This window comes from Novosphingobium aureum (assembly GCF_015865035.1).
Lineage (GTDB): Bacteria > Pseudomonadota > Alphaproteobacteria > Sphingomonadales > Sphingomonadaceae > Novosphingobium > Novosphingobium aureum.
In genome coordinates this window covers 66,076-79,133 of sequence record NZ_JADZGI010000002.1, presented here as the reverse complement: position 1 = coordinate 79,133, position 13,058 = coordinate 66,076, and the positions used below count along the sequence as shown (strand labels likewise).

The following is a 13,058-nucleotide window of genomic DNA, read 5'->3' as shown; positions in this document are numbered from 1 at the left end:
CATGCGCGCGACCTGGCCGAGTGACCCGACCGGCGACAACCCCGTACTTCAACGTAGCCCCCGAAATGCCTGGCCGATCGGCCACGGGGCACCTTGCGCAAGGTCGTACGACGAGCCTGGTTAACGGTGAAATTAACCGCACCAAGGTGGAATACCCGAGTCTACCTAGGTGCAGATTTTTTGGCTCTATTTCTGCAATAGAAGCAATGATCGTAACTGTTGAGTGCAATTGTGATTAATCATGCGCATCAATTTTAGGCTCTGTTTCAATCTCAAAAGCCATCTGTGTTTCAGTGGATCTGAAGGTGTTGTTGTATGGCGTGAAATGAAGATATCGATCTTGTATTAATTCATTTAGATTTAACCATGATTTTGAGAGTTAACCAGCTCTCGATGGTCCCGGTTAAGCGAGTGCGGCGATTTTGGCCTCAACGAAATGCACTCCCCCGCAAGAGGACCCGATCATGCGCACCACCTTCTACGTAGCCAACAACACCGCCGATCTCGACACCATCACTGAGTGGACCGGCAACCAGCCCAACGCCATCCAGCTTCATGGCGGCTACAACGGCTGGAGCGACTGGCTCGGCTCTGTCGGCTGGATCGACCGCCAGTTCACCGGCGTGGACATCGACACGATGTGGTCGATCCCGCTCATTCCCTATGGCGCGAACCTCGCACAGGCCGCCGTCGGTGCCTACGACGACAAGTATCTCGCCATGGCCGAGCAGCTGGTCGCGGTGAACGAGGACCAGGACCATATCTACGTCCGGCTCGGCTGGGAGTTCAATGGCCTTGGCTGGAATTCGTCGAGCGCAGTGGGCCAGGCGGACGAATATATCGCCGCGTTCCGCAAGTTCGTCGATATCTGCCGCTCGGTCTCCGATCGCTTCGTCTTCGAGTGGTGCCCCAATATCGGCAAGACCGACATGCCTGCGGAAACCGCTTATCCGGGCGACGACTATGTCGACGTGATCGGCATCGACTTCTACTACAATACCGCCTGGCACAATCCCGATGGCACTAAGGCCTTCGAGCACTTCGTGCGTCAGGACTACGGACTGCAGTGGCATCAGGACTTTGCCGCTGAGCACGGCAAGCCGACTGCCATTGCGGAATGGGGGCTCAACTCGGACTCGCCCGAATTCGTCCGGCTTGTCGCGCAATGGGCCGAGAATCACGACATGGTCTACGCCAATTACTGGGATTCCAACGCCGCCTTTCCGGGGCAGCTGAGCGAGGGCCAGTACCCGCAGGCCGCGGCCGCCTTTCTGGAGGCTTTCGGTTATGTCGAGGCTGGCGAGAGTGCTGCTCGGCTCGCCGACCGCTACGGCAGCGATGGCGACGATATCATCACCGGGACTGCCGAGGCTGACGTGATCGACGGTGGCCGCGGCGCGGACCGCATGACCGGCGGCGATGGCGATGACGTCTATTATGTCGATAATGCCGGCGACGTGATCGTCGAGTGGTACAATGCCGGGAAGGGTGGTACCGACACCGTCTACTCCAGCGTTTCGTACAAGCTTGCCGACAAGGTCGAGAATCTCGCCTTGCTGGGCGAAGAGGGGATCAGTGCCCGCGGCAACGCTTCCGCGAACGTCCTGAACGGCAACGCTGGAAACAACTTCCTCGACGGCGATGGCGGCAACGACACCTTGCGCGGCGCCGCTGGCGATGATCACCTGATGGGCGGTGCTGGCAACGATATGCTCGATGGCGGCACCGGGGCGGATATCGTCGATGGGGGTGACGGCGACGACACCCTGCTCGGCGGCGAGGGCAACGACCGGCTTCTGGGCGGCAACGGTCGCGACCTGCTGCGCGGTGGCGCTGGCGCCGACCGCATGGAAGGCGGCAATGGCGACGATACCTATTATGTCGACGATGCGGCGGACAGCGTGGTCGAGTGGTACTCGGGCGGCAAGGGTGGCAACGATCTGGTCTATGCTTCGGTCAGCTATGCCCTGCCGCAGAACGTGGAGAAGCTGATCCTGACTGGCACCGCTGCCATCGACGCGACCGGCAGCAAGGGCGCGGACTCGCTGCACGGCAACGAGGCGGCCAATCTGATCGCCGGGCTCGATGGCGACGACAGGCTTTACGGCAATGGCGGCGACGACACCCTGCGTGGCGGCAACGGGCGCGATGAACTCTATGGCGGCACGGGCCACGACCGCCTGTTCGGCGATGCCGGTGACGATCTGCTGGTCGGCGGCGAGGGCGCGGATTTCCTCGACGGCGGTTATGGTAAGGATCGGCTTGAGGGCGGTAACGGGGATGATACCTATGTGGTCGACTGCTTCGAGGACCTGATCGTCGATTGGGTCGGTAACGGAATGGGCGGGACGGATACCGTGCAGGCCCATGTCTCCTACACCCTCGGCGCCAATCTCGAGAACATGGTTCTCCTCGGCACGGGAGCGATCAACGCCACGGGTAACGCCCAGGGCAATATCCTGAGCGGCAATGGCGGTGCCAACGTTCTCGACGGACGGGGCGGCGATGACCTGCTGGAAGGCTACGAGGGCGATGCCGGAAATGATCGCCTGGTCGCAGGTGAGGGTGCGGATTTCCTTGACGGCGGTTATGGTGAAGATCGCATGGAAGGCGGCAACGGTGATGATACTTATATCGTCGACAGTGCCGGTGACGTGGCGATCGAATGGTTCGGTTTCGGCCGCGGCGGTCACGATACCGTGGAGGCCAGCATCGCCTGGGCACTGGGCGATAACTTCGAAGATCTCGTACTCCTAGGTGATGCGAACCTTTCGGCCACGGGCAATCGCCTCGACAACCTGATCCGGGGCAATGACGGCGACAATCTGATCGTGGGCGCTGGCGGTAACGACGTGCTCTATGGCGGAGCCGGTGCGGACCGGTTCGTCTTTGCCAAGGGTGACGGGCGCGATGCGATCATGGACTTCGCCACTGGCGACGTGCTCGACATGAGCGCACTGGTAAAAGCTGCGGGCGAGCCTTCGGTCTGGTCGTGCGAGGGCAGCACTTTCATCGGCTGCGGTAGCGACGTGGTCGAGCTCGCCGGGATCGCCCCTGCGCAGCTCTCCTACGAGGATGGCCTGTTCCACCTGGGCTGATGCGGGAGGAGCCCGGTCCGCGCATGGGGCCGGGCTTCAAGGGACGCCGGGTAGCGCCTTGCTGCCCGGCGTTTCGCATTGTGAGGATGGCACTGCCCGCGGCTTCTGGCGACAATACTGGGTCCTGAATCTAGCGCATCAGCCGCTCCGCCAATTGCTCGAGCCGATGCGGGCGGTACCGGGTACGATAGTCGTGCCCGCCGGCAAGAAGATCTGCAGGCGGTTCGAGAGGAACGAAGGTGGTTTGCGGCTGCAATGCAATACCTTGCGGGCCTGCGCGCTGGACCAGCAGGGTCAGTTCGTTGAGGTGGAGCAGAAAGTCGGCGGGCAGCGGCTGGGGCGAGCCAGCCTGCAGGGCCCGGTTCATTTCGGCCAGGCCGATGAACTTGTCTTGCGCATATGTTTCACGCCGCCTGATCCAGGCCACGAGCCGGGTTTTCGCCGAAAGCTTGCCTGACCCGGCCATTTCTACCGCATGGGATTTCCACCCGCGATGCAGCGCAAGCCGCCTGCCTCCGATGCCGAAGGCGCGCCCCAGCACACGGCTAGTACGCAAGGAATAGGCCTTGCGCGCGGTGAGCGAGGCTTTCGAAAACCGTTCGAGGAAGACCGGTGACTGGTAGTGGCGGTAGGAATCTGCGGTGATTTCGCCTTCCTCGCCGATCACGCGCATGCGGTGGTCGCGCGGGGCGACGAAGCTGCAGGTAATTCTGGCGGTGACGCCATTGTCGAATTCGAGGCAGGCAACCGAATAGTCCGGCGTATCGTTCGGGTCGAGCGGGAGCGCGGTGCGTCTCTCGACCAGCAATTTCGAGAAGGCGGTGACCGATCGTGCCGGTCCGAACAGGGCGCAGATCCACGCGAGGTGATATCCCAGGTGCTCGAAGGTGCAGCCTTGTTCGAGCTCCTCGACGAGCGGCCAGGGCGCCCCGGTCGGACTGCGCACGCCTTCGAGACCCATGAGGTGTACCGGATTGTCGTCCAGCTCGGCATAGACCAGACGCGGCTTGCCGATCGCACCGTCCAGCACCGCTTTCCAGATGGTCCGCACCGCGTCGCTGAACAGGTTGCACGGCGCTCCCGATAGGATGAGGCCCTTGTCCCGGGCAAGTTCGAACAACGCGCGCGATTGCGCGAGGTCGGTGGTCAGGGGCTTTTCCGAATAGACGTGCTTGCCCGCCTCCAACGCCATGCGGATGACCGTGTAGTGCGCAGCGATGCTCGTCAGATTGAGGATGAGCTCGACCTCGGGATCGGCGAGCAGGCTCTCGTAGCTGGGATAGAGTTCGAGAGCGTAATGTGCAGCGACACGCCTTGCCCGCGCGCTATCGATATCGAACAGCCCCGTGATCGTCAGCTCGGGGTGCGCGCGATAGGTACGCATGTAGATATCGAAGACGAAGCCGCAGCCGACGATGGCGATCTTCATGGCACGTGTTCTCCTTGGTTGCGGGGAGAAAGGGAGGCTTTGCGGCTCCGGGCCGGGCAATGCCGAAGCCGCACCGGCTCAGGCTACCTGGCGGCGCTTGCCAGTTTCGGGCCGGATGCCGTTGAAAAAGAAGCGGTAGAATGCACTTCTGCGGCACAGAAGGTGCACCGACCAGGGCATGAAAAGGGCGACAAGGGTCATCACGGTGAACTCGGCCGCAATCGGCCAGTCGACCAGAAGCAAAGCGATCGCGGCGAGGACGACGACGACGTGATGAAACAGGTAGATGGTGAAGGACGCATCGACCAGTTCGCGGGTCAGCGTGCTGGGCCGGTCGAAGAAGGCGCGACCCAGCATGAGCACGAGATAGATTCCGCCGAACGCCGAGGGTGTCCACAAGGCAAATCGCAAGGCGTCTACGCTGCGCGGTGCAAATGCCGGCAGTGACACCCGCAAGGTCAGCACAACGAGGCTCGCTGCGATGGCTAGCGGGGCGGGGCGGGTAAGTCTTTCGAGTAGCCGCCGGTCGACGTGACAATAGGCGCCGAGCAGGAAGAAAGGGGCGTAAAATGCGGTCCACAGGATCGTCGAAGTGAACCCGGTCAGCGCCAGGGCTTGTGCTAGCGCGGGCACGAGCAGCATCGAGCGCCAGAAGGTGTTGAGCATAGTCGCCACCGCCACGAGGATTGCCAGAAGTTCGCCGGTAGACGCCCTCCGGCAGCGAGCGTGAAGTGTAGCCAGCGGCCCACGCGCCAGTCGGTAAGCGGCATAGGCCAGGGCGCTGTAGATGATCAGCGTGATCAGGAACCACAAGTGCAGCGCGGCGGCGGCGAACAGGTCGCCCTGTGCTCTTGGTTGCTCGAGCGTGATCACGCTGCCACTGTCATGTGCCGTTGCCCAGACTTTCAGGACATGGAGCTCGGCGAGGTTGAGGCAGGTGAAGGTCGCGATCAAAGGCACGCCAAGCCGCACGCACCTGTCGCCAAGCCACCTGTGCGCATGGCGACCGGGCACGAGGCTGTGTCCTGCCTGCACTGTGCTCGCCTTGCCCAGCGTCAGTGCTGAAAAAAAGCCCGCGATGAAGAAGAAGACGGGCATGCGAAAGCTATGGATGAACACGGTGAAGTGGAACAGGACGATGCTCGTCTGCTGCGACTTGATGACCCACTCGTGATCGGCCGCATAAACACAGGCGGCGTGAAAAGGGATGCCGAGTACCATTGCTCCGGCACGGACCGAGTCCAGGTAGTGGATCTTGGATGCAGTGCTAGGCTTGCCGTTGGTCATGATTGGCTACCTTCGTTCTCTCGGGAGGACGTATTTTTGTGAAGAAGGTGTAGCCGCCGGTTGCAGGCCGTTTGGCGGCGCAGGATTGGATGTCGAAATGTCGTATTCGAAGACCCGTAGCAGGATCGTCGCCGCACTCAGCCTGGTGACCTGCCTCATCGTGATGACTGGCGTTGCGAACAAGGACCGCCCCTTCGTCATCTCTGCCGAGCGGACCAAGGCGCTGGACTAACGGGTACGAGCTCTCGACCGGGACTTGCGATCTCGATCACGCCGCTGAGCATGAAGATCGTGAATACGATCACGGGCACGAGGAAACCGCCGTTCAGAAGCAGAAATTGCATCAGCAAGGCGTAGCCCACGATGAATGGCTTGCGCTTGCCGAACAGGGCTTGAGCGATCATCGCGAGGTAGATTGCGCAGACGAAGATCCCGTATTCCACGGTGACCTTGGTGATCGGGTTCCACACGACCTTGCCGTTTTGCAGGATCTGTCCGGCGCCGATGCCGAAAATCACGTCACGAGAATCGGCTTCGAAGGCACTGCGCACCGCTTCCACCTGACCCATGAACCGCTGATTTCCGCTCGATCCCTCCCGGTCGAATTCCTGAGTGCGTTGCATGGCGTTGTCGATCAGACCGATACCCAACGCTGTTACGACCGTGATCGGAGCAAGAGCCAGAGTCACCGCGATCAGCTTCGGGCGCAGGTATGCCACCATCGCGGGCAGACACAGCAGAACCAGTGACATGCCTGTGCCGCTGAAGGTCGCGAGCAGGCTGACTGCGTAGACTGAAATATGCGACATGCGCCTGAACAGGCATATCTCGAAAATCAGTGCGGTGGCGATCGTCTGCGCGACGAAGGACACTTCGAGGTAGAAGAAGGCATTCGGCTTGTACCAGCGGCTGCCCCATTCGAGCGGCTGGATATAGTTGAAGTTGAAGTATCGGAAGAACTCGATGAGGTGATGTTCGACATTGGGCATCGGCCAGCCCAGGAACTGGAAACCCCAATCGAGCATCACCCACAGGCACGTGAACAGCGCCATGACCTGAAACATGTCGAGATAGCGCATGTAGCCGCCCGGCGAGAGCCTGACTCGCAAAGCGAACGGCAGGTAGACCGCATAGACATAGACGATTGAGGTGAACGCCGGGCGGGTGAACAGGTTGGCCAGAGTTGCAAATACGAGAAATGCCATGGTCAGCATCAGCGACAGGGCATTGATATGAACCTTGCCCTGCCAGGCCAGCCAGGCAAACGCGAGATATTCGATACAAAGAACGAGTTGCAGCGGCGTCTGCGAGGTCAGCAGAAGGGAGAATTTCTGCGAGAGGATACCCGCGATCATGGTCCAGCCCAGTACGGCGAGTAACCTCGCCTCACGCCGTGCGGCTGCGAAGGCTGGGGCGTCGCCTGACAGGTTATCCTGGGAAGCGAGTCTTGCCGAACTGCCCGAGGCGAAACCGCCCGAGGCATCACCAGGCCAGTCGTGTGCGTTGGGTGGCGTGATTTCGTGAGCGTCTACTGGTTCGTACAGGCTCTCGTGGGCGGCGGCAGTGCGGCCTGTCGGGCGGGCCATGGTGGTCACGCTCCGCCTCCCTGCACGCAGGTCAGGCTGCCGCAGTTCGGAGCTGAGCGAGCTGCGCTGTGACGGTTCACGGCAACGCGTTCAGCGAAACGCAGTAGGCCCAGATTGAGAGATTGGGTCACAAGCAAGGCGAGGCAGCATCCCATGACTCCAAAGCGGGTCGCTACCAGCAACGAAACCAGCGCGATTGCGGCTGCGAGCGAGCGCAGGGCGAGCAGAAGCCGGCTTTCGCGCAAGACAATCAGCAGCGTTTCCGATGGCTGGTTGAGGCACATCAGGAAAAAGACGATGGCCAGCACCCGCATCTCGTTGACCAGCATCGCGTACGTTTCGCCAAAGGCGATGTGCAGCAGCGGTTCGGCCAGCACGATGACAAGTGCCAGGTAGGCCCCTGTTATCAGGACGAGCAGGCGCCGTGTCCGGCGGATCGAACGGGTGAGCCCTGCGCAGCCGTCGTCGCGCAGGGCTTTGGCGGCGCGCGGCTTGTCGAGAGAATCGACCGCGCTCACGATGCTGATGGCGGGATTGGTCAGTGCCCGTGCAGCATTGAAGGCAGCTGCGGCGACAGGGCCGCTGATCACGCCTATCGGAACGGCGACCGAAGCGTTGTATATGGCATAGGGAACGTTGGTCAGGGCCTGCCAGAAGGCAAAGCTGCGGTTTGCCCACCACAGAGCGAAGCCTTCGCGAAGGCGGGGCGGGCCGGGTGCGAGGATCACGCTTGCTACGCCACCGCTGCCCAGACCGGCGACAACCCAAGCCATCGCCCCGGTGCCTGCATGGGCGTCGCCTTGGGTCAGCACCAGAGCGGCGACGACGATGATCACGAGGTAGCAGGCAGAAGCCAGTGCGGCACTTGCGGCCCGTCCGGCCTGGTAGAGTGTGCGTCGGCCGAATTCGAAGAACAGCAAGGCAGGGCAAATGCCGATGCTGAGCGAGACTGCCTCGACCAGCCAGACCCATTGCGGATCCCCTTGCGCAAGGACGCGGCAAGCGAGGGCCAGGAGCGTAAGAGCTGCCGCGATGGCGCCGAGCGAAGCGAGGTTGAGCCACCACCAGCGGCCCAAAGTGTCGCGCAAGCCAGCTTCGTGCGTATCTGCATCGAGGATGAAGGGTAGCACGATCGCGGTGCGGTGCAGGCCGAGGACGAAGTAGTGGATGCCCATCAAGGCGCCGATTGTTGCAAAACCCTCGTGCGAGAGTGCGCGGGCGAGAATGACGTTCACGGCGAGGTTGGCCAGCCCCTGGAAGCCCTGTTCGGCGAAAGAGGCCAGGCGCTTATGCGCCCCGGCAAGGCCCTTGCAGCCTGGAGTGGCCACAAGAACCCGCGTCACGAAGGCGTCGAAGCCGCGCATGCCGGTTTTCTTTCCATGCAGGGGCGGCCGGCAAGTTCATCGAAGAAGGACGCCAGGCGTTCGCCGCGGTCAGGCCAGGAGAAGTTGGCGCGACAGTGGTCGAAGGCGGCTTGCTGGATCGCATCGAGCTGATCGCAGTCGTCGATGATGCGCGGCAGGATCGCGGCCATTTCCGCAAGGCTGTCGACGCCGATATAGTGCGTGCCGGGCGTGAAGGTGGTACCTCTCATCGCCGAATTGAGGCCGAGAATTGGTACGCGGTGCATGGCCAGGGTCAGCACCCGCATCTTGAATCCGCCGCCCAGATCATCAGGGACCAAGCCGATCCGGGCCTCGGCGAGATGGGCGGAAATATCGTCTACGAAGCCATGAAAACGGTAATTGGGATACTGGCGCGAAAGACGTGTGAAATTGCCTCCTCCCGCGATGTCGATCTGAACTTTGGTGTCAGTTCCCTTGTCGGAAAGTGCGCCAAGGGCATGTTCGAGGACCGCGATCTTGTGGACGGCCATGCGGTTGCCGATGATCGTGGCGGTGCGAGGGATCTGTGCAGCGTGGCGGTCACGTTTCATCACGGGCCCGCCATAGCCAGGATGCAGCACGAGCGACGGGGTCGCACACATCCTGGCAAAGGCGCGCGCATCTTCGGAGATGATTGTGGTGATGCCGTCAGCCGCGGCGTTGGCGCGTGCTTCGAGAGCCGCAGCCTTTCGGGCGTCGATACTCATGAGGATGTTCTTGGGAAACGCGAGACCTCTTGCAGCTTCCTGTCGCAGGGCGCCTTCGTGATTGTGTGTGACCATGACCACGGGCGTCACCAAGCCACGGGCGTCCAGCGCTTTACGAAGGGGGGGCACGAGCCAGGCCATCGAGATGAAATCGACCACGATGCCATCCAATAGCCCATCCACCATAGCGCCCGGATTGGAGGCAAGTTCGATGGCCCGTCCGAGGTAGGCCTGTGAGCGGAAACGGTAAGCCACGTCGGGCAGGTTCGTGAACACGCTGCGCAGAGGCGATGGGCGCCTGTAAGGCAAGACCTCCCAGGTCACCGCGTCATGCGTGCGTGGAAACACGCCTTTGGCTTCGTAGACCAGTGCGTGCACCGGCGCCTGGGCGGAAAGGCTGAGCAGAAGCTCGCGCGAATAGTCCATGTCGCCGCCACGTAGCGGTGCGAAAGGCGCAAATCGCGTCAACCAGAGGAATGACAAGCCTGAACTCCGCGAAGCAGGGTGGTTGGAGGCGTCCTCGCTCGCGCGAGGCTGGTGCCAGAGCGAGGACGGTTGCGCGCCATGTTCGAGGTTTATACCAAGGCGAGTTTGAGTTCGTTTATAGTTTTAAGTATTTTGACGTATATAACTTCTGTATCAACTCTATGTGTATATTGCTTGGTTGCGAAACTGTGTTTGATCCAATTTAATTCGAGATTGGATGATTTTTAAAGATCCTGTGATTGTGAAATCTGTTCTGGATGGATTTGAGCGTCTTTTCTGTAAATGTTAACACGATTCCGGATGTTGAATTTGATATAAACAAATTGTTTTTCACATATTTGTGTAGTTAAATTATTCGTCTCTGCCGTCACAGGCGTTCACCTAGAGGGAGAACCGCTCGCTAAATGCTGTGCCCCTAATTCGAACTGCGTAGAGCGCGGCGGAAAGTCCCCGCGCAACGGTTCGGAGCAAGTCGGTGGCGCATGGATGGCAGCAGGGCGGGTGGTTCTGGCGAGGTCTCGTTGTAATCATGATCGGGGTGATGCTCCCGGTCGGTGCACAGGCTGCCGACATGGACGAAGCCGGCGCCTTTATGCCGGTTGGTGTGCCCGCCGAAGCGCCTGCCGGTTTTACCGCGATGTGCCAGCGCGATGCGCTGGCATGTCGAACGCCCTCGGGCGAGCGTGATGAGCTTGCGGCTTCGGCTGTCAGTGCCTTGCTGATCAGGGTCAATGCCGAGGTCAACAAGGCTATCCGCTTCCGTGCCGACAAGCAGGAGTACTGGCAGCGGCCCAGAAGCGAGAACGGGCGTAAGCTCGAGGGCGACTGCGAAGACTATGCGCTCGAGAAGCGGGCGCGGCTTGTCGAGGCCGGATTTCCCGGCGATTCCCTATATCTCGCGGTCGCTTACGTGCCACGTGCGGGCCTTCACACGGTGCTGGTCGCGCGCACCGCGCAGGGCGATCAGGTCCTCGACAACCGTACGCCCTGGATCGTGCGCTGGGACGAGGTCGACTATGTCTGGTTGCTGCGTCAGACAGCGCGCTCGGCCACGGGGTGGAGCAATCTGGTCTACGAACAGCGGGCCCAGCTTGCCGGGCTGTGAGGCCTGATGCACGGCCTAAGTCAACGCGGACGGTCTCGGTCATCTCCGGGCGCACCAGTCCACGATTAGCCGCGCTGCCTTGCCGATCGGACGTAGCTTTATGACATGTGCATTTTCGCGCTGGTTGTAACGGCAGGACCACTGCCCGAGATGTCGCGTCAGGCTTGCCCCGTCCACGCGGATCCGGGCGGTCACTCCCGAGGCTTGCAGGACGATGGCGTCGCCGTCTTCGTGCGCTAGCCACTGCGATGGTATCAGAAACCGCGTAAGTGGCCTGCCCGGACCGGCCAGCCAGCTATCCTCGATGGTCAGTCTGCCGGGCACGAGTACGAGCTTGCGGCTGACCCGTGTCTCGGCAAATGCAAGGCTGGCGCTGGCGGACTGGCTGTCCGGTGTGGCCCCGGCGTAATCGATTTGCGCCATCGCGCGGCGACCGACCTTGAATGAGCCGAGAAATTCGACCGGGCGGTTCCCGTTCTCGAAGCAGGGGCCATTGTGGGATTGCCAGGACCGGCTGCGATCGCGTTCGGCGCCGGGGCTGTAGCTGGGTGTTCCCGGGTCGACGAACAGCCGTTGGTTCGCGAGCGACATCTCGATGCCCAGATAGTCTGCGTGGCCATGCCCGGGGTTGGCGTCAGGGCCGATCGGGGCACCATCGAGCAGGACCACCGCGTCTTTCATTGCCAACCGGACGTAGCCACCGTGCGCGAGGCGCGCGAAACCCGGCGGATCGCTTCCGTCAAGGATCGCGGATGGGGACGGAATTTCTCCGATCCATGCATCGTTCATCAAGGAATGCTGCCCGTCACCGAGCGTCAGGACAGCGAGGGCCGTCTCTGCGCTTGCCAGTCTTTGCGAGATTGCCTCCGTTTCGGATGCGGACCAGCAATCGAGCTGGGCGAGGACACGGAGGCTCTGGATCGTGAAGCCCTGGTACATCGCCGAGCGCTCGAGCTGGACACCGTCCTGTCCGATCGTCTCGAGAACGATATGCCGGAAATGGCGCTTGAGCGGCCGTTCGATAGTACGCGGTGTCTGGCCGCAGGCCAGGGCGTAGAGCGCCAGTGCGGAAAGGTTGCGCTCGAGGTGATTGTAACCGAGTTCGGTCTCGAGGTTGCCGAGCAGGAAGGCGACGTTGAAGCGCAGGAACCGGGCCACCTCGGCGTATTCCGGCATGGCCCGACAGGAGGCAGGCAGGCGAATGAGCAGTGCTGAAAGGGCGAGGATGCGTTGCGAGACCGGGTAGCTGTTCCAGCTTTCACCGAAGGCACGCGCACTGTCGAAGCGTGCGCTTCGTGTGAAGCTGGCGATGATCTGTGCGGCAAGGCGCAAGCCCTCTTGCGGACGCGTATCGGCTGCGGTGCACAGGTAGCCCATGAAGCACAGGTTCGCGCGCCATAGCTGGTAGCCTGCGTCATCCATGTCGATGGCCCAGTCTATCGCGTCGATGCTGCCGAAATCATGGGTGCGGTTGAGGAACGTGAAGCGCCCTTCAAAGCACTGCGGGATGTTGCAGCCATGCTTGGCGGCGAAGAATGCGCTGACCGTTTCGGCGGCGGCCTGAGCCCGGGGGCCATGCACGGCGCTTGGGTCGGGCAGGGTGCTTGCGAGCCGGGTTACATGGCGTTCGTACTGCACGGCGAAGCGCGGCACGAGATGGTTGCGCAGGCGCCGCCGCAGGTGCGCCACGAGCGCAGGTAACGGCACATGCGCTGCTGCGCGCGCGAGCACTGACAGGCGCTGCACGAAGCCGACCGGGGCAGGCTCGTTTTTCGCCGAGCGCGGGTCTCGATGGCATGGCGGATCATCAGCCATGGGGCTGGGTCATGCGGGCTGGCGAAGGCGGTGTCATGCCCGCATTCTTGGTCATGAAGTATCAGTTGTTAATTTATTAAGTGTCCATTACGAATATAAATCAAGAATGCTCTAGTATGTTTACGTATTACGTGTGCGTTTGTTTTGATGGAACTATGCC

9 protein-coding genes are annotated in these 13,058 nt (G+C 61.5%); 3 read left to right on the top strand and 6 right to left on the bottom strand.

Features of this window, described 5'->3' with window-relative positions:
* Positions 1-464 precede the first annotated feature (464 nt).
* Positions 465-3,098 carry a glycosyl hydrolase gene (locus I5E68_RS13570; RefSeq protein WP_197164967.1) on the top strand — a complete coding sequence of 878 codons (2,634 nt, stop codon included), beginning with the start codon at positions 465-467 and terminating at the stop codon, positions 3,096-3,098.
* Positions 3,099-3,228: 130 nt separating this feature from the next.
* Here I5E68_RS13570 and I5E68_RS13565 read toward each other — a convergent pair whose 3' ends face one another.
* Positions 3,229-4,527: a Gfo/Idh/MocA family protein gene (locus tag I5E68_RS13565; protein ID WP_197164966.1), complete on the bottom strand. Its 1,299-nt coding sequence runs from the start codon at positions 4,525-4,527 to the stop codon at positions 3,229-3,231.
* Between the two features lie 78 nt (positions 4,528-4,605).
* Entirely contained in the window at positions 4,606-5,814 is a 1,209-nt protein-coding gene (locus I5E68_RS13560; protein ID WP_197164965.1) for an acyltransferase family protein, read from the bottom strand.
* A gap of 97 nt (positions 5,815-5,911) precedes the next feature.
* On the opposite strand from I5E68_RS13560, the gene I5E68_RS20290 reads away from it, so the two are divergent.
* Positions 5,912-6,046, top strand: coding sequence for a hypothetical protein (locus I5E68_RS20290; RefSeq protein WP_267449908.1), 135 nt, complete (start codon positions 5,912-5,914; stop codon positions 6,044-6,046).
* On the opposite strand, the gene I5E68_RS13555 is transcribed toward I5E68_RS20290, so the two are convergent.
* The 3 genes from I5E68_RS13555 to I5E68_RS13545 are packed head-to-tail and all read right to left on the bottom strand — an operon-like array spanning position 6,012 to position 9,918.
* The gene (locus tag I5E68_RS13555) at positions 6,012-7,409 is read right to left on the bottom strand and encodes a hypothetical protein (protein ID WP_197164964.1); all 1,398 of its coding nucleotides are present in this window, start codon (positions 7,407-7,409) and stop codon (positions 6,012-6,014) included. The two genes, I5E68_RS20290 and I5E68_RS13555, sit on opposite strands and share 35 nt — an antisense overlap.
* Entirely contained in the window at positions 7,406-8,764 is a 1,359-nt protein-coding gene (locus I5E68_RS13550) for a lipopolysaccharide biosynthesis protein (RefSeq protein ID WP_197164963.1), read from the bottom strand. The genes I5E68_RS13555 and I5E68_RS13550 overlap by 4 nt, the downstream gene beginning before the upstream one ends.
* Complete coding sequence (locus I5E68_RS13545) at positions 8,740-9,918, bottom strand: glycosyltransferase (RefSeq protein ID WP_197164962.1); 1,179 nt, start codon at positions 9,916-9,918, stop codon at positions 8,740-8,742. Before I5E68_RS13545 ends, I5E68_RS13550 begins: the two co-directional genes overlap by 25 nt.
* A gap of 535 nt (positions 9,919-10,453) precedes the next feature.
* Here I5E68_RS13545 and I5E68_RS13540 point away from each other — a divergent pair.
* Complete coding sequence (locus I5E68_RS13540; protein ID WP_197164961.1) at positions 10,454-11,083, top strand: transglutaminase-like cysteine peptidase; 630 nt, start codon at positions 10,454-10,456, stop codon at positions 11,081-11,083.
* A gap of 39 nt (positions 11,084-11,122) precedes the next feature.
* On the opposite strand, the gene I5E68_RS13535 is transcribed toward I5E68_RS13540, so the two are convergent.
* Positions 11,123-12,898: a heparinase II/III family protein gene (locus I5E68_RS13535; RefSeq protein WP_197164960.1), complete on the bottom strand. Its 1,776-nt coding sequence runs from the start codon at positions 12,896-12,898 to the stop codon at positions 11,123-11,125.
* Positions 12,899-13,058 lie beyond the last annotated feature (160 nt).